Origin of the sequence: Cupriavidus sp. 2KB_3, from assembly GCF_052115685.1 — a bacterium.
GTDB classification, from domain to species: Bacteria; Pseudomonadota; Gammaproteobacteria; order Burkholderiales; family Burkholderiaceae; genus Cupriavidus; species Cupriavidus campinensis.
Genome location: NZ_JBFRHD010000010.1, coordinates 23,563 through 44,846, shown reverse-complemented (window position 1 = coordinate 44,846; position 21,284 = coordinate 23,563). Strand labels below are relative to the sequence as shown.

Below are 21,284 nucleotides of genomic sequence, written 5' to 3'. Positions count from 1 at the left end.
CACAACGGCTGACATCAGAGAATTCCGATCAATTGGACATCGAACAGGATGGTCTGTCCGGCCAGCGGGTGGTTGAAGTCGAACAGCGCGGCGGTCTCGCCGAATTCCTTCAGCACACCAGCGTACTTGCCGCCGTTCGGTGCATTGAATTCAACGAGGTCGCCGGGCGAATAATCTTCCTCGAACGAGCTGTTCTCGCGCAGCGTAGCCAGCGAGACCCATTGCAGCAGTTCGGGGTTGCGCGGGCCGAAGGCATGCTCCGGCGCCAGGCGGTAAGTCATGCGCTGGCCCTCGGGCATGCCGAGCAGCGCCGCCTCGAGATTGGGCGCGAGCTGGCCCTGGCCAAGCAGCAGCGTGGCGGGTTTTTCCTCGAACGTGCTCACGACTTCGGTGCCGTTCTCGAGGGAGATACTGTAGTGGAGGGTCAGGAAGGAGTCCGCCAGGACTGTCTTGCGGGCGGCCGCGCCGCCGCCTTCCGCTTCCGACGCAAAAGTTTGCAAATTCATGGGTGATCAACCGGTGTAGGGTAGGGACAGGTCATTGCTGACCCATCCCCCCCTAAGAACCGTACGTGCGAGTTTCCCCGCATACGGCTCAAGCCTACTCAAAATACCATCAACCGTATGGTACCGGCTTCTCAACAGAGAGACCTAGGCTGTGTACTTGGACGTGACAGTTTGGATGCAGCAGCACGCGATTTCCTAGAGCGTTTGAGCCGCCACGAGTGCGGTACTCAATGTGATGGTCATGCCACCCCGTCTCTTTGGTCATCTTGCACTGACACAACGCGCAAAGGCCCCGCTGCGACATGTAGAGTTTGATCCACTGCTTCTTGTGCGCCATGCTTTCCAGCAAACGCTCTTGTCGCAATGTCTCCCCATACAGTTCCTGCGCTGGGTCGAAGGGGTTGTAGTCCCCTCGGATTTTCCGATGTCGTTGAATGGGCGTACCCGCAAGCGAGTACAACTCCGTCCATACCTTGCTGTCGACGCCTTTCACTACCGTGGTGCCAAACACCCAAGTTCGTTGTCCGACTGTGGAGTAGTACTTCCTCCGTACCCAATCGGCTTTCTTGCCCGGATGCCTTCGCTTCGACCAACGCCAGAGCGCGCGGAAAATATCGTGCTCTTGACGCGAAAACGCCGCCTTCGCAACTACGGGTCGGTGGTACTGCGCCCAACCCCGCAGCATCGGGTTTAGCAGCCGTATAAGCTCGGACTGCTTCACCGTCTTGTTTGCGCTGATCACCTCCTTCACCTTGCGGTAGAACGCTTGCACGTTCTTCTTGCTCGGTTTAATGAGTAGCGTCCCCGAGTACTTTCGGAAATTCCACCCAAGGAAGTCAAAGCCGTCGGCTATGTTGACGATCCGCGTTTTCTCCGTGGAGAGCGACAGGCCCCTAACTGCAAGGAACTCTTCTATCCACGGCTTCACTTCGTGCTCTAACACCCCCGGCTCACTGCCGGTGATCACAAAGTCGTCCGCATAACGCACAACGTTTACCTTCAACTTCCGCGTGTTGGCGACGCCGCGGGACCTCACGAAGAAGTCCTCTAGCTGCCGCTCCAACCCGTTCAGCGCCACGTTTGCCAGCGTGGGGGAAATGATCCCCCCTTGCGGCGTTCCGGCCTCAGTCGCCTGAAACTGGCCCTGGAATACAACGCCAGCCTTCAGCCACTTTCGTAGGATTGCTTTGTCCATTGGGACATTACGCACCAGCCAATCGTGACTGATATGGTCAAAACACCCTTTGATATCCGCCTCCAATATCCATTGAGCCGAAGCCTTCCTAGACAGGTTGACGAATAGCTGTGACATGGCGTCCGCAGTTGAACGATTGACCCGGAACCCGTAGGAGTTCGGATCGCTCGTTGCTTCGGAAACCGGTTCCAGCGCCAGCAGATACAGCGCCTGCATGGCTCTATCCAACATAGTGGGAATACCCAGAGGGCGTTCTCTTCCGTTGGCTTTGGGAATGAAGACCCTCCGTGATGGCAAAGGTCTATACCCCCGGCGCTTCAACCGCCCAATGGCTGCCCATCGGACTTCAGGCGAGTCCCACAGTTCGCGATCGACGCCTGCCGTTCGCTTACCTTGGTTCTCGGTCACCCGTTTTACTGCCGATGCCTTGGCAGAGAACGAGCGGGTCAGCGACCGTTGCAGAGCTTTCACCCTGCGCCAGTCACATTCCTGTGTCGCCTTCGCAATTCGAATCTGCATTGCCCGAACGTTCCGTTCGACGCGGCGCCAATTGATGTCGCCCCACCGTTGCGGTACGCCGGAGAGCGCAGATTCGTCCTTACGGAGAAATGCTTCCATGCTGCTCTCCAGTCTTGAGGATCTTCCCCAACGATCGAGAGACAACATGCCCCATGAGGGACAGTTGCCCCTCATGGGAAGAAAATTTAAACAAGCGAGTTTAGTCAGCCGTCTTGCGACGAAAGACCAGTTGGAAGTCTGCCCGCTTTCGCGTGGGGTGATGTCTCAACCCCTATCCGGATCATTACAACCCGGCATTCGCTTTCTCCAACCTCCCATACCCGCACAGCCAACAGCGTTCCTTGCGGTCCGCCTGCCTGAGCCCTTACTGCGCTCCGGCAGCCATACGGGCTTACCACGTTCCCTGCGCGTTACAAGACCGGGTTAGGGTCTGCCTATTCGCCGATGGTCCAGTGACGACGTGCCCCGAATGTTGAGCGGAGCAACCGACCAAATACCGTTTTGGTTAGTGCCTATCAGCAGCTTTGGCACCGCAATACTCACGACGTTTATCAGCAGTTCACTTACGTTACCCATACCAGCCAGCCTAGCTCCTCAACCCCATTGCTGCTCGGAGTCTCTGCCACTCGTCCTCACGGCCAAGTGACACCCTTACGGGGGCTACATTGTCAGGAGAGCTTCATACCCCACCGTTGCCAGTAACGCATGTCTCCCTAGGCTACTGCTAGCCGCATAGCAGGTTCTCTATCGGAGCACCCTCACGGGTGTATCTGACCGAACCATAGCGCGCAGAGCTTCCGCTCCGGGACCTCACTTCTTACTTCACGTGCCCCTGTGACAGCAGGCGCCTGACGGCGGCGGACTCTTGCGAGCGTATGCCTCCGTCCCAAAGAACGATATGTGGTGCTCGAGCGATCAGACTGCATCGCGGCCACCCGCCCCCCCCGAAGAGGAGCGCCTAACGAGAACTCGCCCAAAGGCGAGCGTCCCCGCCTTTGGGCAATGGCTGGAAATCCATCCAGCAGAAAGCAAGCTGCAAAGTTAGCCGATACGCTGGCCTTCTTCACACCATCATGGACTCCCCCAGCCTTACGGCTGGGCTTGTCAAAGCAAGTAATGGTCAGGATTGGACGGTTCAGGCCGAGGCCCTCCCCTTGTCCCGACAAGGTCGATGCTCCTTACGTTGGAGCTGCCCGGACACGAGAGTGCGTGTCGCACCAACAACCCGTATTGTATTCGACTGGCCCGTCCGGCGCCGGCCTCCGTCGCAGCCGGCATGACTGACAGTGTGGCAATTTCTGGAGACGATTCGATGTCGATGATGCCAATTCCCCGCTGGCCCGCCCAGGAGCGTCCCCGAGAAAAGCTGGCGCTAGGCGGCCCGGGAGCATTGTCCGACGCGGAATTACTCGCTGTTTTCCTACGCGTGGGAAGCCCCGGCAAGAGCGCCGTGGACCTCGCCCGGGAGCTGCTGGTGCGCTTTGGCTCGCTGACGCGGCTGTTCGCCGCCGATACTGATGCCCTCGCCACGATCAAGGGCATGGGCGCCGCCAAGCAGGCCCAGCTGCGCGTGGTGCCGGAGCTGACCCGGCGCGCGCTGGCCGAGACGCTCAAGGCCCCGCGCAGCCTGGATTCCGAGCGCGCCGTCCGTGCCTACCTGCGGCTGACGCTGTCGCGCCTGCCGCACGAGGTCTTCATCGCCCTCTATCTGGATAGTACGTACCGCCTGCTCGCCAATGTGGAGCTCGGGCGCGGATCACTGGGCGGGGTCACGGTCTACCCGCGAGAAGTGGCGCGCGAAGCGCTTTCGTACAACGCCGCCTATATCATCGTCGCGCACAACCACCCACACGGCCCCCCGGAACCCAGCCTCGCTGACCTTTCCACCACACGGCACCTCGCGCGGGCGCTCGCCGTGCTGGACATCGGGCTGCTGGACCATTACATTGTGGCCGGCAGCGAAATCTACTCGTTCGCCGAACATGACCGGCTGCCCGCCGTCCCGCCCACGTGAGCGCGTCCACGTGATCCCGGCAGCACGGCAAGCCTGCGGCACAACACTTAGTCTTCCCCTCAGCGCGGAAGGCGTTGATTCGCCAGTCGTTTCCGGTCTATAATGTTCGTTTTGCTGAAGTCTCAATCCGCTGCAGTCCGGGCCCGCGCGCCTTTTGTTGATCTGTTGCGAACATTGTCCACGAATAAGATTTAGGAGTGCTTCATGGCACGCGTCTGTCAAGTGACCGGGAAAGCGCCGATGGTCGGCAACAACGTTTCCCACGCAAACAACAAGACCAAGCGCCGTTTTCTGCCCAACCTGCAGAACCGCCGCTTCTTCGTTGAATCGGAAAACCGCTGGGTGAGCCTGCGCGTCTCGAACGCCGGCCTGCGCCTGATCGACAAGAAAGGCATCGACTCCGTGCTCGCCGACCTGCGCGCACGTGGCGAAGTCTAAATAGGAGTACAACATGGCCAGCAAAGGCGGACGCGACAAGATCAAGCTGGAATCGACCGCAGGTACGGGTCATTTCTACACGACCACCAAGAACAAGCGCACCATGCCGGAAAAGATGGAGATCTCGAAGTTCGATCCCGTCGCCCGTAAGCACGTGCCTTACAAGGAAACCAAGATCAAGTAATTGATCCGGTCTCCAATGAAGAACCCCGCCGAGCACTTCGCTTCGCGGGGTTTTTTGTTGCCCACTTTTATTGGCCGCAAACCCTTGCGCCATAAGGGCTGCGACATCCGCGAACCCGTATGCGGGTGTACACTTTCCCGCTTTCCCTGACGCGCATTCGCTCCGCGCGACCTGCACCATGAACTTCGACGTCGCGATCGTCGGCAGCGGGCTGGCCGGCCTCACCGTCGCGCTGGAACTGGCCGATAGCCACCGGGTTGTTATCCTCAGCAAGCGCGCCATGACCCAGGGCGCCAGCGACTGGGCCCAGGGCGGCATCGCCGCAGTGCTCGACTCCGGCGACAGCCACGACGAGCACACGCAAGACACGCTGGTTGCCGGCGCCGGCCTGTGCGACGAAGGGGCAACACGCTTCATCGTGGAGCACGGGCGCGAAGCCATCCAGTGGCTCATCGACCGAGGCGTGCCCTTCACGCGCGACGCGCAGGCCGAACTGGGCTTCCACCTGACGCGTGAAGGCGGCCACAGCCGCCGCCGCATCATCCACGCGGCGGACGCCACGGGCCATGCCGTGGTCACTACACTGACCGAGCAGGCGCGGCAGCACCCGAACATCACGATCATCGAAGACCATTTCGCGATCGACCTGATCACGGCCGCCAAGCTCGGCCTGCCGGGCAACCGCTGCTACGGCCTCTATGTGCTCGATGACACCACGGGCGCCGTGCGCACGATCACGGCCACCCACACGGTGCTGGCCGCCGGCGGCGCGGGCAAGGTCTATCTCTATACGACCAACCCGGACACCGCGACCGGCGACGGCATTGCCATGGCGTGGCGCGCCGGCTGCCGGGTGTCGAACATGGAATTCATCCAGTTCCATCCGACCTGCCTCTACCACCCCTACGCCAAGTCGTTCCTGATTTCCGAGGCGGTACGTGGCGAAGGCGGCCTGCTGAAGCTGCCCGACGGTACCCGCTTCATGCCGGACCATGACCCGCGCGCCGAACTGGCACCGCGCGACGTGGTGGCACGGGCTATCGACTTCGAGATGAAGAAGCGCGGCCTCGACTGCGTCTACCTCGACATCACGCACCAGCCGGAAGCGTTCCTGAAGGAACATTTCCCGACGATCTACGCACGTTGCCTGGAGTTGGGCATCGATATCACCCGCGAGCCGATTCCCGTGGTGCCGGCCGCCCACTACACGTGCGGCGGCGTGGTGACTGACACAGCGGGCCGCACGGACCTGTCGAACCTCTATGCCGTGGGCGAGACCGCCTGCACCGGCCTGCACGGCGCGAACCGGCTGGCCTCCAATTCGCTGCTCGAATGCATGGTGATCGGGCGCGCGGCCGCCGAAGACATCGCCCGGCAGGACAAGGCCGGTGCACCGGACATCCGGCTGCCAGCCTGGGACGCCAGCCGCGTGGCCGATGCGGACGAGGAAGTGGTGGTGTCCCACAACTGGGACGAACTGCGCCGCATGATGTGGAATTACGTGGGCATCGTCCGCACGGACAAGCGCCTGGAGCGCGCCCAGCACCGGATTGGCCTGTTGCGCGAGGAAATTGCTGAGTATTACGCCAACTTCCGCGTGACGCGCGACCTGCTGGAACTGCGCAATCTGGTCGAAGTGGCCTCGCTGATCGTCGACAGCGCGTACTCGCGTCACGAAAGCCGGGGCCTCCACTTCAGCCGCGACTATCCCGATACCCTGCCCAAGGCGCTGCCGACCGTGCTCCAGCCGCTGCTGGGCCGCGCGGCGCAGCATCGACGCCACAAGGAAAAGTCGTAAAGCAGACGTGAAAAAGGGGCCGATACGGCCCCCTCCCTTGCTTCCTCGCTGCACGCTTTGCCGATCTTGGCAGGCGTTATCCGACGATCCGCAGCGAATAGTCGGTCGCGCGCACATCCTTGGTCAGCGCGCCCACCGAGATCCGGTCCACGCCTGTCTCGGCGAATTCCCGGATCGACTCGGCATTGACTCCGCCCGACACCTCCAGCAGCGCCCGCCCACGGTTGATCTCCACCGCTTCACGCATCATCGGCACCGTAAAGTTGTCGATCAGGACCGATTTGGCGCCGGCAGCCAGCGCCTCTTCCAGTTCGGCGATCGATTCCACCTCGATCTGCACCGAAGCGTCCGTGCCCAGCGCCAGCGCGGCCTGCATGGCCGCTGTGATGCTGCCCGCCGCCGCGATATGGTTTTCCTTGATCAGGATGCCGTCATAGAGCGCGAGCCGCTGGTTCTCGCCGCCGCCGATGCGCACCGCGTACTTCTGCGCCAGGCGCAGGCCCGGCAGCGTCTTGCGGGTGTCGAGCACGCGGGCCCGCGTGCCGGCAATCAAATCCGCATAGCGCCGGGTGGCCGTGGCCACGCCGGACAGCAGTTGCAGGAAGTTCAGCGATGGGCGCTCCGCCGTCAGCAGCGCGCGCGCCGGACCGGCGATCTCGCACACCACGTCATCGGGTGCCATCCGCGCGCCTTCTTCCTTGAGCCAACGCACCTGAAGCCGCGCGTCGACGGCCGCCATGCATGCGTCGAACCAGGGCTGGCCGCACAGCACCGCGCTCTCACGCACGATCACGCGCGCCCGCACGGGCTTGTCGGCCGGAATCAGCAGGCCCGTCAGGTCGCCGCTGCCCACATCCTCGGCAATTGCAGCCTGTACGTTGGCCGCCAGCGCCGCTTGCAGCGCCGGGCCATAACTCTCGAACACGGAACTCACGGTCATGCCGGGCCCACTCCCTGGAACAGCGCGCCCGCCTGGGCCAGATCGCTGGCCGGGCGCACATTGGCCTTCTGCTGTGCGGCAAAGTCGAGCATCCGCTCGATGCAGGTAACAGCGCGCTGGCCGATGATCGGGTCCACATGGATCTCGTTGCGCCCCGTTTCCAGCACTTCGGCCAGATTCGTCAGTGCATTCATGGCCATCCACGGGCAATGCGCGCAGCTCTTGCAGGTGGCGCTGTTGCCGGCCGTGGGGGCCTCGATGAAATGCTTGCCCGGCGCGGCCATCCGCATCTTGTGCAGGATGCCGTTGTCAGTGGCCACGATGAATTCGTTGGCGTCGAGGTGCTGGGCCGCCGCAATCAGCTGGCTCGTGGAACCCACCACGTCCGCCTGCGCCACCACATTGGCCGGCGATTCGGGGTGCACCAGGATCTTGGCGTTCGGATAGTCCTTGCGCAGCAGGTCCAGTTCGATGCCCTTGAACTCGTCATGCACCAGGCAGGAGCCCTGCCACAGCAGCATGTCGGCACCGGTCTCCTTCTGGATGTAGCTGCCGAGGTGCTTGTCCGGCGCCCAGAGAATTTTTTCGCCGCGCGCGTGTAGATGTTCGACGATTTTCAGGCCGATGCTGGACGTCACCATCCAGTCCGCACGGGCCTTCACGGCCGCACTGGTATTGGCATAGACCACCACCGTGCGATCCGGGTGAGCATCGCAGAATGCCGAGAATTCGTCCGCCGGGCAGCCGAGGTCCAGGGAGCATGTAGCGTCCAGGTCCGGCATCAGGATGGTCTTCTCGGGGCTCAGGATCTTGGCGGTCTCGCCCATGAAGCGCACGCCGGCCACGACCAGCGTCTGGGCGGCATGATCGCGGCCGAAGCGCGCCATTTCCAGCGAATCCGACACGCAGCCACCGGTTTCCTCGGCCAGGTCCTGCAGGTCGGCATCGACGTAATAGTGCGCCACGAGCACCGCGTTGCGCTCCTTGAGCAGCTTGCGGATGCGGGCCTTGAGCGCCTGGCGCTCGTCGCGGGTCAGCGCGGGCGGCACTTTGGCCCAGGCATGAGCCACGCAACTGCCGCCGGCTGCGCTTTCGGTATCCGTCAGGTTCGGTTTCTCGAACTCGACGGCCTTGATCGTTTGTGGGGTCATCTCAGCAGTACTCCTCGGGGCACCCGTGGGCCGCCGCGCTTGGAAGCACGCGGTCTGACCTGGACATGGGGGAGTGTAGCGAAAAGAAAAGCCCCGCCAGGGGCGGGGCTTTTACCATGCGGGCGCGACGAGAATTGTATCAGGCGTACCGGCGCAGGCGCAGCGAAAACTCTTGCAGGGCCTGGATACCGCTGGCTTCGGCGCGATGGCACCACGCCTGCAGTTGCTGGAGCAGCTGTTCGCGCGTGAGGCTCGAACGGCCCCAGATTGCGGCGAGCTCGCGGCGCATTTCCACGAAGGTATGCAGCGCCTTGTTCTGCTCGACGATGCTGGCCAGTTGCTGGCGCTGCGGCGCGGCCAGCTTGCCTTCCTCGCGATGGAACCACTTGCGGGCAAGCTCGAAGTGGCTGTAGTCGGCCGCGCGGCCTTCCTTCAGCTTCTCCAGTTCCTCGTTGTACGCGCTCTTCACGGCCTTGGCGTAGCGCGCCATGACGTCGTAGCGGTTGGCGATGATCGCTTCCAGCGTGTTGTGGTCCACCGGGCGGGCATCCACCAGACGGGCCTTGGGCGGGGTCTTCTTGACCTTGGCCAGCCCCACGGACTGCATCGCGCGGATGTACCACCAGCCGACATCGATCTCGTACCACTTGATCGAGAACTTGGCTGACGTCGGGTACGTGTGGTGGTTGTTGTGCAGCTCTTCGCCGCCAATGATGAAGCCCCACGGCGACACGTTGGTCGAAGCATCCTCGCAATCGTAGTTGCGATAGCCCCACCAGTGGCCCAGGCCGTTGATGATGCCGGCCGCGTGGATCGGGATCCAGAGCATCTGCACGGCCCAGACCGACAGGCCGATCACGCCGAACAGCGCCACGTCGATGATCAGCATCAGGCCAACGCCCTGCCAGGCGAAGCGCGAGTACACGTTGCGCTCGACCCAGTCGTCAGGCGTGCCATGGCCGAACTTGGTGATGGTTTCCTTGTTCTTGGCTTCCGCGCGATACAGCTCCGCGCCTTCCAGCAGCACCTTGCGGATGCCGCGGGTCTGCGGGCTGTGCGGATCGTCCTCGGTCTCGCACTTGGCGTGGTGCTTGCGGTGGATGGCGGTCCATTCCTTGGTCACCATGCCCGTCGTCAGCCACAGCCAGAAGCGGAAGAAGTGTTGCGCAATAGGGTGCAGATCCAGCGACCGGTGCGCCATGCAGCGGTGCAGGAAAATGGTCACGCCGGCGATCGTGATGTGCGTCACCACGAGGGTGTAGATCACGATCTCCCACCAGGACCAGTTGGCAAGGCCGTTGGCGGCCCAGTCAAGAATTGAGTCGAACAAACTGTTCTCCGTCTGTGAATCGAAGGTCTTGCAGCGCGGCACGATGGTGCGGCGCGGCGAACGCGCAGAAAAAAGACTGCGAAATCAGGCGATTGCGATTATTACTGGCGCCTGGCGCAACCTGTCGAGACAGTATGGGAGCCGGGCGAAGGCACGAGCCGCTGCAATCTGGCGGCTGTCTGATGTGGGGCTGCGGCTTGCTCTGCAGGCGCGCGTCAACCCGGTATTCTACCGGATCGGCGCGACTCGAACATCCGCTTTTTCCCCGACTTTGAGTAGCCCCCGTGGCTTTCGTTCCCCTTTCATGCAAGGGGTGGCGCGGACGCCGCATTCGCCGCCAGGACACGCATTTCCCGCTGCGGATACGGAATCGAGATGCCATGCTCGCGGAAAGTGCGCCAAATGGCACGATTCATCGCCGATTGCACGCCGAGCTTGCCGTTTTGCGGGTCGGCGATGTTGACCGCCACCTCGTATTCGATGCCACTGTCCGCGAACATGACGAGAAAGGCTGCCGGGGCCGGCTCGGGCAGCACGCGCGGCAGGCCGCGCACGCAATCCTGGAGCAGGGTGATCACGGTTTCGGGGTCGGCGGCGTAGTCAGCCTGCACGCGTGTCGCCACGCGCACATTGGTGCCCGAAAACGAATGGTTCTGCACCGATTGGGCGACAAGTTGCTCATTCGGCACAAGCGTCTCGCCATCGCCATTGCGGACCACGGTGTAGCGGGTGCGGATCTGCGAGACGATTCCGGTGTACTTGTCCACCGTGATCTGGTCGCCGAGCTTGACCGAGCGGTCCAGCAGGATGATGAAGCCCGAGATGTAGTTGCTGGCGATCTTCTGCAGACCCAGGCCGAGGCCCACACCCAGCGCGCCGCCGAAGACCGACAGCACGGTCAGGTCGATGCCGACCAGCGACAGGCTCAGCAGCAGCGACACCAGCAGCAGCAGCGCCTTGGCGATGCGCGTGAGCACCACCTTGAGGTTCGAATCCAGGCTCGGCGCGCGCATCAGCCGCTCCTCGAGCCAGGAGCCGAACCACATCGCCGCGAGCACGGTCAGCAGAATCCAGACCACGCCCATCAGTGTGCTGGCCAGGCTGACGTCGTGCTTGCCACCAATCGAGAAGCGCACCGCATGCATCCACGCCATCACGTCGGACAGCACGCCCAGCACATACAGCGCCATGCCGAGCCAGACCACCGTGGTGAGCACCTTCTCCACCAGCACCAGCATGCCGTGCAACTGCCCGTTGCCCGACAATACGCGCCGCAGGATGTAGAAGCCGACATAAAGCGAGCTGATACCGAACAGCGGCACCAGCGCTAGCCGCAGCACGCTGATTGACAGGAACGGCGCCAGCGCGAAGCGCGCCGTCAGGACCAGCAACCAGCCAATCAGCGGAAACATCGCCCGCTCAAGGCTGACGGCGGCCAGCCTGAGCGAGAAACTCGACGATTCGTAGCGCGCTTCCAGCCGTCCGGTCACATGGCGCGCAAGCGGCCATGCCACCAGCAGGCAGGCAGCCAGGACCCCCAACTGCCAGAAGAAGCCCGGCCCGCCCGCATCGCGGAGCAGGTCGTCCAGCATCTTGCCAAATCCAGAATGCTCCATGGAAACCGGGGCTTATCGGGTACGTTCCAGCACCGCCGCAAAGAAGCCATCGGTCTGATGGATGTGCGGATACAGCGCCAACATGCCGCCTTCTGCCGGCAATTCCGGCACTTCGATCTTCTGCTCGGCCAGCACCTCGGCTACGGGCACCAGACGGAAATTCTCGTGGGTTGCCAAGAAATCGCGGATGATCGCCTCGTTTTCGGCTTGGAGCACGCTGCACGTGGCGTACACAACACGTCCACCACCCTTCACCAGCCGGGCAGCCGAATCGAGGATGGCCGACTGCTTGGCCGTCAACTCAAGCACAGACTCTGGCGACTGGCGCCACTTCAGGTCGGGGTTGCGGCGCAGGGTGCCCAGGCCGCTGCAAGGCGCGTCCACCAGCACGCGGTCAATCTTGCCGGCCAGACGCTTGATCTTGGCGTCGCGTTCGGAATCGATCAGCACCGGATGCACGTTCGACAGCCCGCTGCGCGCCAGGCGCGGCTTCAGGTTGGCCAGCCGTTTCTCGGAGACGTCGAAGGCGTAAAGCCGGCCGGTCGAGCGCATGGCGGCGCCCAGCGCGAGCGTCTTGCCGCCCGCGCCCGCGCAGAAGTCCACAACCATTTCGCCACGCTTGGGCGCCACGAGGTAGCACAGCAGCTGGCTGCCTTCGTCCTGCACCTCCACGCCGCCGTTGATAAACAGCGGCAACTGGTTCAGTGCGGGCTTGCCCTTGAGGCGGATGCCGGCGGGCGACATCGGGGCGACTTCGGCGGCGATACCAGCCGTTTCCAGCTCGGCCAGGGCCTCTTCGCGGGAGATCTTTGCCGTATTCACGCGCAGGTCCAGTGGCGCGGGGCGCAGCCACGCATCGCCGAGGGCAGTGGTGAAGGCTTCGCCATGGCGCGCGACGAGGTCGTCGTAGAGCCATTCCGGCAGGTTGGCGCGCACGCGCGGCGAGAGGCTGGAGCGCTCGATCGTCGTCAGCCGGTCCAGCCACTCGGCTTCGTCCGGGTAGAGGAACGGGCTCAGGACATCGCGGCCCAGCGTTGCGGCGAGGCCGAGCAGGCCCAGCCGGCGGGTGGCCGCACCGGTACCGCTTTCGGCGAATTGGCCGAATTCGACGCGTCGGCGCAACACTGCGTAGATCGCTTCGGCGATGATGCCGCGATCCCGATGGCCGAGTTTCGCGTTTTCGCGGAAGTAGTAGCTGACCACGGCGTCGGCCGGACGCGCGAACAGCAGCACCTTGCCCAGCAGCCGCTCGATGTGTTGCAGGTGGAACGCCTGCAGACCGCTACCCGAGCGCCCATGTGCGCCATCCACCCCTTGCGGGCGCGGCGTGGCGGCCTTGCGGATGGGGCTGCCCTTGCCTTTGCTGCTGCGCGAACGCTGGCGGTTGTCCTGAGGTGTTGCGGGATTACGACTCATTGAGAGATGCCTGCCGCCGGAGCGGAGAGGGCCAGCAACCACTGGGGTTCGGCCGGTTGAACTTGAACCACGCCGTCGCGTACCTGCAGACGGTCTTCCACAAACCAGCGGACGGCGCGGGGATACATCACATGCTCGCAGTCGAGCAAACGCGTGGCGAGCGACTCCGGAGTGTCGCCAGGCAGAACATCGAGTGCTGCTTGCAGCACGATCGGACCATGATCGAGCTCCGGAGTGACGAAATGGACCGTCGCCCCGTGAAACTTGACGCCGGCCTCGAGGGCTTGGCGATGGGTATGGAGGCCCGGGAAACTGGGCAGCAGCGACGGGTGGATATTCAGCATGCGGCCCGCGTAATGCTCCACGAACTCTGGCGTCAGAATGCGCATGAAGCCTGCCAGCACAACGAGATCGGGCTGGTGCGCATCGATGGCATCGCGCATCGCCGCGTCGAAACCAGCACGATCGGGGTACTGCTTGTGGTCCACCACGCCCGTGGCAATGCCGTGTTCCGCCGCAAACGCCAGACCGCTGGCGTCGGGACGATTCGACAGCACCGCCGCCACGCGCCCCGGCCACTGCTCGGCGGCACAGGCCCGGACGATGGCTTCCATGTTGCTGCCACGCCCGGAAATCAGGATCACAATATTTTTCATCGGCGCGATTCTACCAAGCTGTCGTCCAAACGCTTGCAAAGCGAGCACATTAGGTACTTAATTCACGCGAAACCGACCTCCGGCGCGGGCGCGCGGTGCCCAGTACGATGCATATACCCCTGTGTGATGGATTGTGACGCCTTCCCCGCTCTGATAGAGTGGTCACTACGTCCACGCGCCACTGTGCAAGTAGGTGACAACAAGGACGAGACGGGAAATTAGACGGGAATACGCATGTCGAACGCTGCACCGACTTTGTTGGTGGTCGATGATCATCCTATGGCCCTCTCAGGCACCACCGCATTTCTCGCGGAGGTAATGCCTGATGTTGCCGTCCATGCGGCGGGCAGTGCCAAGGAAGCTCTCCACTCGCTGAACCAGGGATTGCGCCCCGATATCGTGCTGCTCGATATCTGGCTGAACGACGGTACCGGCTTCGATGCCATGCTGGCATTCAAGACCGTGATCCCGAGCGCGCGCTTCATCTTCATGTCCGCCGAGGCCACACCAGAGATCGTGGGCCGCGCGCGGGCGCTCTCCGCCTGCGGCTTCGTGGGCAAGCACCTCGATGCCAACGCCTTCACGGCCGCCGTGCGCAAGGTGCTGGCCGGCGATACCAGCTTCCCCACCGACGAGGCGCTCTCCGGCCGCTCCCAGTCCTTCGGCCCCGCCCACGGCATTCCCGTGACGCCGGCCGAGCTGGGCCTGACGCCGCGCCAGGGCTCGGTGCTCGCGCTGGTGCTGGAAGGACTGCCGAACAAGGTCATCGCCCGCAAGCTGGGGCTCACCGAGAATACGGTCAAGGAGCACGTCTCCGCCATCCTGCAACGGCTGGGCGTGCGCACGCGGATGCAGGTCATGTCGCGCATGGAACGGTTCCGGCTTCGCCAGTAATCCATCGTAGGATCTTCAAGCCATAACGCCACCCCGAGCGGTGGCGTTTTGCATTGCAACACGAACGATGGTCAGGCCGGATGGAGCCAGCGCCGCAGCAGCATGCGCAGATTACTGGGGTCCACCGGCTTGGGCAGCACGAAGTAGCCCGCCTCCTCGGCGGCCTGGAGCGCCGCCGATTTCAGGTCTCCGGTCAGCAGTGCGCTGCGCGCCTGGGGCTGCGTGGTCTGCCAGCGTTCGAGCAGATCCAGGCCATTTTCGCTGCCGGGCAGGCGCAGGTCGCAGAAGATGATGTCCGGCTTCAGACCCTTGGCGAACAGCGCGTCGGCCTCGGCGCCATGGGCGGCGCAGGCCACGCGGATGCCCCACGCCTCCATCAGCGCGATCCAGGCCTTGCGGATCTGGCTGTCGTCGTCCACCACCAGCACCGTGCCGCGCAGCCGCTCGGGCTTGGCCTCCTGCGCCTGGATGTTGGCGCGCATGGCGCGCACGGCCTCCACGGTCTCCGCCGGCACCGGCGCCAGCGCAAACCAGAACACCGAACCCTTGCCTGGCACCGAGCGCACGCCATAGGTGCCGCGCATCAGGCGCACGCATTCCTTGAAGATCGCCAGACCCAGCCCCAGACCCTGCGAGGGGTCGCGCTGCGGGTTATGAACCTGGTAATACGGCGAAAAAATGTCCGGCAGGTGCTCCGGCGTGATGCCGGCCCCGGTGTCCCAGACCTCGAGCCGGATGTGCTTGCGCCGCTGCCGCGCCGTCACCAGCACGCCGCCGCGCTTGGTATAGCGCAGCGCGTTCTGCACGAGGTTGAACAGCGCACGGCGCAGCAGCACCGGCTCGGCCATCGCGTACAGCTCGCTCGGCACGCGCGGGCTCAGGGTCAGGCCGCTGTCGCGCGCATCGGCGGCAAACTGGCTCATGACATCGTTGATCAGCGAACTCAGCTCGCACGGCTCCAACGTCGGCAGCACCTTGCGGCCTTCGAGCTTGGAGAGGTCGAGCAAGGACCGGAACAGCAGGTCGATGGTCTGCGTGCCGGCCGCGACCTGTTCCACCAGCGGATGGAGCGAACTCGACTGGTTGCGCGCACGCAACGCTTCCACGAGCATGACCAGCGCATGCACGGGCTGGCGCAGGTCGTGGCTGGCGGCGGCCAGGAAGCGGGATTTCTCCTCGCTGGCGTGGAGCGCGCGCTCCTTTTCCTCCTGGAACTGCTTGGCCAGCCGGCGGCTTTCGCTCTCCAGCTGGATGGCGCGCACCAGCGTCTGCTGCAGGTTCAGCGCGTGGCGCGCCAGCATCAACGCGTACAGGGCGAGCAGCACCTGCACGTAGCCGCCGTGGTTCGGGAAGGCGAAATCGGCCAGCAATACGTTCGGCACGAGGATCGGCACGCCCGCGAAGACAAGGTTCGACGGGATGGGCGATTGCGAGGTAGCGCCGCCCGCCAGCACGCCGAGCGTGAGCAGGTACAGCACGCTCGAGAACACCACGGAGCTGGAATACAGGTGCAGCAGCGCAGAACTGCCCCAGGTCAGGCCGGTGAGGAAGGCGATGGCACGCATGTGGTTCCACCACTTGCGCGTGTGCACTGAACGACTCATTTTGCCGGCGTCGCGCTGGTAGCCGAGGTAGAACCAGGTGCCGCCGGCGGTCAGCACGGCCATGATCGCGCACCAGGCCAGCAGGGCGATATGGTTGGCCTCGTTCCAGAAGGCAGCGGCGGTCAGCCACGGCAGCAGGACGGACGCGGCGATGCCGGTGGGCGAAACGCGGTGCACGGTGGCAAGCAGCTTGGCCCGCGTCTCGGTGTCGAGTTGTGGCCCGGGCGGGGGCAATATCTTGTTGAGCAGCGCGTTCAAAGGGGGCCCTGGCATGTCCGAGTCGCGCATATCATGCCGGCTTTTGCCTGAGGGCGCCACGCCCGGCGGGCCGGATGACGCACAAAATCAACGCTTGCGGGCAAGGTGCCGCCCTGCCCGGCCCCCGGCTGGCCCGGTCCACCCCCAAAGCGGGGCAAGCCGCCCCATTCGCCTTATAATGCTCCCTTTCCCCAAAACGCTAAGTCCGCCGTCCTCGTGAAAGTCTTCCGCGGCCTGCCCAACGCCGAAAGCCGGGCGCCCTGCGCGCTCACCATCGGCAATTTCGACGGTGTGCATCGCGGCCACCAGTCGTTGCTCGCCCGCGCCCGCGCTGCCGCGGATGCCCGCGGCCTGCCGCTCTGTGTGATGACGTTCGAGCCGCATCCGCGCGAATTCTTCACCCCCGAGCACGCGCCCACGCGCATCGCGCTGTTGCGCGACAAGCTCGACGCCCTGCGCCGCAACGGGGTAGACCGCGTGGTCGTGGAACACTTCAACGCCCATTTCGCCGCCCAGTCCCCGCAGGCATTCGTCGAGAACGTGCTCTGGCACGGGCTGCACGCGCGCTGGGTGCTGGTGGGCGATGACTTCCGCTTTGGCGCCCGCCGCGCCGGCGACTTTGCCTATCTCCAGGAAGCGGGCCGCCAGTTCGGGTTCGACGTCGAGCAGATGGGCTCCGTCTCCGAAGGCGGCATCCGCATCTCCAGTTCGGCCGTGCGCCAGGCGCTGGCCGACGGCGACCTCGAGCACGCCCGGCGCCTGCTCGGCCATGGCTATGCCATCAGCGGGCACGTGATCCACGGCCGCAAGCTCGGCCGTGACCTCGGTTTCCCGACGCTGAACCTCAAGATCTCGCACAAGCGGCCCGCCGTGAACGGCATCTTCGTGGTGCAGGTGCACGGGCTGGCCGAACATCCGTTGCCCGGCGTGGCCAGCATCGGCGTCCGGCCCACCGTCGAGGATGCCGGCCGCGTGCTGCTGGAAGTGCATCTGTTCGACTTCAACGAGAACCTGTACGGCAAGCTGGTCCGCGTGGAATTCATGAAGAAGCTGCGCGACGAAGCGCGCTTCGACACGCTCGAGGCCCTGACGGCCGCCATCGCCCAGGACACCCTCGACGCCCGCGCCTTCTTCGGCCTGGCCGCCCCCGGCGGCACCGAGGCCGGCCCGGGCCGGCGCGACTTCGCCACCTCCGCCACCGACCGAATTAGCTAGCGGCCGGCCGCTGCCAGAGGTTGCAGCAGCCGGGACCCGCCCCGCCGTAGCCCATGACCAGCGCGCCGGCCATCCACCCGCCGCGCCCAACCGAATTGCCCCGAGAATCGAACATGTCCGACGAGAAACGCGCCAAGCCCGAGAAAAGCAAGTATCCGGTGAACCTGCTGGATACCCCCTTCCCCATGCGTGGCGACCTGCCCAAGCGCGAGCCGCAATGGGTGAAGCAGTGGCAGGACAAGCAGCTGTACAAGAAGATCCGCGCCGCGCGCAAGGGCGCGAAGAAGTTCGTGCTGCACGACGGCCCCCCGTATGCCAACGGCGACATCCACATCGGCCACGCCGTGAACAAGGTCCTCAAGGACATGATCATCAAGGCGCGCGGGCTGACCGGCCTGGACGCCGTGTACGTGCCGGGCTGGGACTGCCACGGCATGCCGATCGAGATCCAGATCGAGAAGAAGTTCGGCAAGGGCCTGCCGGTGCAGGAAGTGCAGGCCAAGGCACGTGCCTACGCCACCGAGCAGATCGCCCGCCAGAAGGTGGACTTCGAGCGCCTGGGCGTGCTGGGCGACTGGGACCACCCCTACCTGACCATGAACTTCAGCAACGAGGCCGATGAGCTGCGTGCGCTGGGCAAGATCATGGAGAAGGGGTACGTGTTCCGTGGCCTGAAGCCCGTGAACTGGTGTTTCGACTGCGGTTCGGCGCTGGCCGAGGCCGAGGTCGAGTACAAGGACAAGACCGACCTGTCGATCGACGTGGGCTTCCCGTTCGCGGAGCCTGAGAAGCTCGCGCATGCCTTCCACGTGCCGGTGGCGCAGCTCGCAGGCAAGCCCGGCTGGGTGGTGATCTGGACCACCACGCCGTGGACCATCCCGAGCAACCAGGCGCTGAACATGCACCCGGAAGTGGAATACGCGCTGGTGGACACGCCGCGCGGCTTCCTGATCCTGGCCAAGGATCGCGTCGAGGAACAACTCAAGACCTATGCGCTGGAAGGTAGCGTGGTGGCCACTGCGCGCGGCGACGCGCTGTCGGAAATCCGCTTCCACCACCCGCTGGCCAAGGTCGATGCCGGCTACGCGCGCACCTCGCCGGTCTACCTCGGCGACTACGTGACCACCGATACCGGCACCGGCATCGTCCACTCGGCGCCCGCCTATGGTGTGGAAGACTTCCAGTCGTGCAAGGCGCACGGCATGCCCGACGCGGACATCATCAGTCCGGTGATGGGCGATGGCGTCTACGCCAGCACGCTGCCGCTGTTCGGCGGGCTGTCGATCTGGGCCGCGAATCCCAAGATCGTGGAGGTGCTGCGCGAGTCCGGCAACCTGTTCAACTCGCATAAGTACGAGCACAGCTACATGCACTGCTGGCGTCACAAGACGCCGATCATCTACCGCGCCACCTCGCAGTGGTTCGCGGGGATGGACGTGGAGCCGGTCGACAACGGCCCCACGCTGCGCGCGACCGCGCTGGCCGGCATCGAGGCCACCGAGTTCTACCCCGCCTGGGGCAAGCAGCGGCTGCACAACATGATCGCCAACCGCCCGGACTGGACGCTCTCGCGCCAGCGCCAATGGGGCGCGCCGATGGCGTTCTTCGTCCACAAGGAAACGGGCGCCCTGCATCCGCGCACGCCGGAGTTGCTGGAGCAGATTGCCCAGCGCGTGGAGGCGCACGGCATCGAGGCCTGGCAGGCGCTCGATCCGAAGGAATTGCTAGGCGATGAGGCCGCCGTCTACGAAAAGAACCGCGACACGCTCGACGTCTGGTTCGACTCCGGCACCACGCACTGGACCGTGATCCGGGGCTCGCACCGCGATGACCTCTACGATCCGGCTGCCGACACCCCCGATGGCCGCCTGGCGGACCTGTACCTCGAAGGCTCGGACCAGCATCGCGGCTGGTTCCACTCGTCACTGCTGACCGCCTCGATGCTGTACGGCAAGCCGCCGTACAAGGCGCTGCTGACCCACGGCTTCACCGTGGACGGCGAAGGTCGCAAGATGTCCAAATCGGTCGGCAACACCGTGTCGCCGCAGGACATCTCCAACAAGATGGGCGCCGAGATCATCCGCCTCTGGGTGGCTTCCACGGACTACTCCGGCGAACTGTCGATCTCGGACGAAATCCTGAAGCGCGTGGTGGAAGGCTATCGCCGGATTCGTAATACGCTGCGATTCCTGCTGTCGAACCTGACCGACTACGACCACGCCAAGCATGCGCTGCCGGCCTCGGAATGGCTCGAGATCGACCGCTACGCCGTGGCGCTGACGGACCGCCTGCAGAAGGAAGTGCTGTCGCACTACCAGGCGTACGAGTTCCACCCGGTGGTGGCCAAGCTCCAGACCTTCTGCTCGGAAGACCTGGGCGGCTTCTACCTGGACGTGCTCAAGGACCGTCTGTACACCACGGCGCCCGATTCGCAGGCCCGCCGCGCCGCCCAGAACGCGCTGTATCACATCACCCAGGCCATGCTGCACTGGATGGCGCCGTTCCTGTCGTTCACGGCCGAGGAAGCGTGGCAGGTCTTCGCCCACGGCACCGAGCACACGGACACCATCTTCACGAGCACGTACTACGCGGTGCCCGCCGTCGACAACGCCGACGATCTCCTACAAAAATGGCACGAAATCCGCGCCGTGCGCGCGGAGGTGACCAAGCAGCTGGAGTCGGTGCGTGTGGAAGGCGAGATCGGTTCGTCGCTGCAGGCCGAAGTCACGATCGCGGCCGGCGGCCCGGTGCTGGAGGCCCTGCAAAGCCTGCACGACGACCTGCGCTTCGTGCTGCTGACCTCGGCGGCCAAGGTCACGGCCGCGCCGGAAGGCGGCGACCTGCTCGTCACGGTCACGCCGTCGGCACACGCGAAGTGCGAGCGTTGCTGGCACTACCGCGCCGATGTGGGCCATAACCCCGAACATCCGACCCTTTGCGGCCGCTGCGACAGCAACCTGTTCGGCGCCGGTGAACACAGGAGCCACGCCTGATGGCATCGTCCTCCACCCGATCGACGCGCGCCACGCCGGCCCGCAAGAGTGCCAAGAGCCGAGGCAGTGCCAACGTCACGCCCTGGCTCTGGATGGCCTTCGCGCTGCTGGTGGTCCTGATCGACCAGTTCTTCAAGATCCTGATCACACGGTCGTTCCAATATGGCGAGTCGCGCCCGGTCACGCGCTTCTTCAACCTCGTGCTGGTCTATAACAAGGGCGCGGCGTTCAGCTTCCTGGCCGATGCCGGCGGCTGGCAGCGCTGGTTCTTCACGCTGCTGGGCGTGGTGGTGGGCGGGTTCATCGTCTGGCTGCTGTACCGCCATACGGGGCAGAAGCTGTTCTGCCTGGCGGTGTCGCTGATCCTCGGCGGCGCCATCGGCAATGTCGTGGATCGCGTGCTGTACGGCCATGTGATCGACTTCCTCGACTTCCACTGGCGCAACATGCATTTCCCGGCGTTCAACGTGGCCGATTGCGCCATCACGGTCGGCGCGGTGCTGCTGATTCTGGACGAACTGCGACGCGTTCGTCGTCACTGACTGGAACCCTGAGAG

General features: G+C 64.3%; 17 protein-coding genes. 8 read left to right on the top strand and 9 right to left on the bottom strand.

Going from position 1 to position 21,284, the window contains the following annotated elements; genetic code table 11:
* Positions 1 to 14 precede the first annotated feature (14 nt).
* Together AB4120_RS12685 and ltrA are read right to left on the bottom strand one after the other, a co-directional pair.
* Positions 15 to 506 (bottom strand): FKBP-type peptidyl-prolyl cis-trans isomerase, encoded by a 492-nt coding sequence (locus tag AB4120_RS12685; protein WP_092300942.1) that lies wholly within the window; start codon positions 504 to 506, stop codon positions 15 to 17.
* A gap of 109 nt (positions 507 to 615) precedes the next feature.
* Entirely contained in the window at positions 616 to 2,319 is a 1,704-nt protein-coding gene (gene ltrA / locus AB4120_RS12680) for a group II intron reverse transcriptase/maturase (RefSeq protein ID WP_441642316.1), read from the bottom strand.
* A 1,222-nt stretch (positions 2,320 to 3,541) separates the two neighbouring features.
* On the opposite strand from ltrA, the gene radC reads away from it, so the two are divergent.
* The 4 genes from radC (at position 3,542) to nadB (ending at position 6,654) form a co-directional block, all read left to right on the top strand.
* Positions 3,542 to 4,234: a RadC family protein gene (radC, locus tag AB4120_RS12675; RefSeq protein WP_149137461.1), complete on the top strand. Its 693-nt coding sequence runs from the start codon at positions 3,542 to 3,544 to the stop codon at positions 4,232 to 4,234.
* Between the two features lie 204 nt (positions 4,235 to 4,438).
* Positions 4,439 to 4,672, top strand: a complete 234-nt coding sequence (rpmB, locus tag AB4120_RS12670; RefSeq protein ID WP_006575661.1) for a 50S ribosomal protein L28 — start codon at positions 4,439 to 4,441, stop codon at positions 4,670 to 4,672.
* A 13-nt stretch (positions 4,673 to 4,685) separates the two neighbouring features.
* Positions 4,686 to 4,856, top strand: a complete 171-nt coding sequence (gene rpmG, locus AB4120_RS12665) for a 50S ribosomal protein L33 (RefSeq protein WP_008644909.1) — start codon at positions 4,686 to 4,688, stop codon at positions 4,854 to 4,856.
* Positions 4,857 to 5,034: 178 nt separating this feature from the next.
* Complete coding sequence (nadB, locus tag AB4120_RS12660) at positions 5,035 to 6,654, top strand: L-aspartate oxidase (protein ID WP_441642315.1); 1,620 nt, start codon at positions 5,035 to 5,037, stop codon at positions 6,652 to 6,654.
* Between the two features lie 76 nt (positions 6,655 to 6,730).
* On the opposite strand, the gene nadC is transcribed toward nadB, so the two are convergent.
* The 6 genes from nadC to purN all read right to left on the bottom strand — a co-directional run bounded on the left by nadC (position 6,731) and on the right by purN (position 13,763).
* Positions 6,731 to 7,594 carry a carboxylating nicotinate-nucleotide diphosphorylase gene (gene nadC, locus AB4120_RS12655; RefSeq protein ID WP_149135259.1) on the bottom strand — a complete coding sequence of 288 codons (864 nt, stop codon included), beginning with the start codon at positions 7,592 to 7,594 and terminating at the stop codon, positions 6,731 to 6,733.
* Positions 7,591 to 8,745, bottom strand: coding sequence for a quinolinate synthase NadA (gene nadA, locus AB4120_RS12650; protein WP_441642314.1), 1,155 nt, complete (start codon positions 8,743 to 8,745; stop codon positions 7,591 to 7,593). The genes nadC and nadA overlap by 4 nt, the downstream gene beginning before the upstream one ends.
* Positions 8,746 to 8,884: 139 nt before the next feature.
* Positions 8,885 to 10,075 carry a DesA family fatty acid desaturase gene (locus tag AB4120_RS12645; protein WP_149135257.1) on the bottom strand — a complete coding sequence of 397 codons (1,191 nt, stop codon included), beginning with the start codon at positions 10,073 to 10,075 and terminating at the stop codon, positions 8,885 to 8,887.
* Between the two features lie 302 nt (positions 10,076 to 10,377).
* Positions 10,378 to 11,691, bottom strand: a complete 1,314-nt coding sequence (locus AB4120_RS12640; RefSeq protein ID WP_149135256.1) for a mechanosensitive ion channel domain-containing protein — start codon at positions 11,689 to 11,691, stop codon at positions 10,378 to 10,380.
* Between the two features lie 12 nt (positions 11,692 to 11,703).
* A complete protein-coding gene (locus AB4120_RS12635; RefSeq protein WP_149135255.1) occupies positions 11,704 to 13,107 on the bottom strand; it encodes an RsmB/NOP family class I SAM-dependent RNA methyltransferase in 1,404 nt (467 codons plus the stop codon).
* The gene (gene purN / locus AB4120_RS12630; RefSeq protein WP_149135254.1) at positions 13,104 to 13,763 is read right to left on the bottom strand and encodes a phosphoribosylglycinamide formyltransferase; all 660 of its coding nucleotides are present in this window, start codon (positions 13,761 to 13,763) and stop codon (positions 13,104 to 13,106) included. Before purN ends, AB4120_RS12635 begins: the two co-directional genes overlap by 4 nt.
* A gap of 234 nt (positions 13,764 to 13,997) precedes the next feature.
* Here purN and AB4120_RS12625 point away from each other — a divergent pair, with 234 nt between their 5' ends.
* A complete protein-coding gene (locus AB4120_RS12625) occupies positions 13,998 to 14,657 on the top strand; it encodes a response regulator (RefSeq protein ID WP_092300966.1) in 660 nt (219 codons plus the stop codon).
* Positions 14,658 to 14,728: 71 nt separating this feature from the next.
* Here AB4120_RS12625 and AB4120_RS12620 read toward each other — a convergent pair whose 3' ends face one another.
* The gene (locus AB4120_RS12620; RefSeq protein ID WP_441642313.1) at positions 14,729 to 16,534 is read right to left on the bottom strand and encodes an ATP-binding response regulator; all 1,806 of its coding nucleotides are present in this window, start codon (positions 16,532 to 16,534) and stop codon (positions 14,729 to 14,731) included.
* Positions 16,535 to 16,735: 201 nt separating this feature from the next.
* Between AB4120_RS12620 and AB4120_RS12615 the strand changes: the two genes are divergently transcribed.
* The 3 genes from AB4120_RS12615 (at position 16,736) to lspA (ending at position 21,269) form a co-directional block, all read left to right on the top strand.
* On the top strand, positions 16,736 to 17,734 hold the full coding sequence (locus tag AB4120_RS12615; protein WP_144202389.1) for a bifunctional riboflavin kinase/FAD synthetase: 999 nt from the start codon (positions 16,736 to 16,738) through the stop codon (positions 17,732 to 17,734).
* A gap of 113 nt (positions 17,735 to 17,847) precedes the next feature.
* Complete coding sequence (ileS, locus tag AB4120_RS12610; protein ID WP_149135252.1) at positions 17,848 to 20,727, top strand: isoleucine--tRNA ligase; 2,880 nt, start codon at positions 17,848 to 17,850, stop codon at positions 20,725 to 20,727.
* Entirely contained in the window at positions 20,727 to 21,269 is a 543-nt protein-coding gene (gene lspA, locus AB4120_RS12605) for a signal peptidase II (protein WP_149135251.1), read from the top strand. The genes ileS and lspA overlap by 1 nt, the downstream gene beginning before the upstream one ends.
* The last annotated feature ends 15 nt before the right edge of the window (positions 21,270 to 21,284 follow it).

Excerpts from the sequence above, each read along its gene's own strand:
- AB4120_RS12685 (WP_092300942.1), bottom strand. The coding sequence starts at position 506 with ATGAATTTGCAAACTTTTGCGTCGGAAGCGGAAGGCGGCGGCGCGGCC.
- ltrA (WP_441642316.1), bottom strand. The coding sequence starts at position 2,319 with ATGGAAGCATTTCTCCGTAAGGACGAATCTGCGCTCTCCGGCGTACCG.
- radC (WP_149137461.1), top strand. The coding sequence starts at position 3,542 with ATGCCAATTCCCCGCTGGCCCGCCCAGGAGCGTCCCCGAGAAAAGCTG.
- rpmB (WP_006575661.1), top strand. The coding sequence starts at position 4,439 with ATGGCACGCGTCTGTCAAGTGACCGGGAAAGCGCCGATGGTCGGCAAC.
- rpmG (WP_008644909.1), top strand. The coding sequence starts at position 4,686 with ATGGCCAGCAAAGGCGGACGCGACAAGATCAAGCTGGAATCGACCGCA.
- nadB (WP_441642315.1), top strand. The coding sequence starts at position 5,035 with ATGAACTTCGACGTCGCGATCGTCGGCAGCGGGCTGGCCGGCCTCACC.
- nadC (WP_149135259.1), bottom strand. The coding sequence starts at position 7,594 with ATGACCGTGAGTTCCGTGTTCGAGAGTTATGGCCCGGCGCTGCAAGCG.
- nadA (WP_441642314.1), bottom strand. The coding sequence starts at position 8,745 with ATGACCCCACAAACGATCAAGGCCGTCGAGTTCGAGAAACCGAACCTG.
- AB4120_RS12640 (WP_149135256.1), bottom strand. The coding sequence starts at position 11,691 with ATGGAGCATTCTGGATTTGGCAAGATGCTGGACGACCTGCTCCGCGAT.
- AB4120_RS12635 (WP_149135255.1), bottom strand. The coding sequence starts at position 13,107 with ATGAGTCGTAATCCCGCAACACCTCAGGACAACCGCCAGCGTTCGCGC.
- purN (WP_149135254.1), bottom strand. The coding sequence starts at position 13,763 with ATGAAAAATATTGTGATCCTGATTTCCGGGCGTGGCAGCAACATGGAA.
- AB4120_RS12625 (WP_092300966.1), top strand. The coding sequence starts at position 13,998 with ATGTCGAACGCTGCACCGACTTTGTTGGTGGTCGATGATCATCCTATG.
- AB4120_RS12620 (WP_441642313.1), bottom strand. The coding sequence starts at position 16,534 with ATGCCAGGGCCCCCTTTGAACGCGCTGCTCAACAAGATATTGCCCCCG.
- ileS (WP_149135252.1), top strand. The coding sequence starts at position 17,848 with ATGTCCGACGAGAAACGCGCCAAGCCCGAGAAAAGCAAGTATCCGGTG.
- lspA (WP_149135251.1), top strand. The coding sequence starts at position 20,727 with ATGGCATCGTCCTCCACCCGATCGACGCGCGCCACGCCGGCCCGCAAG.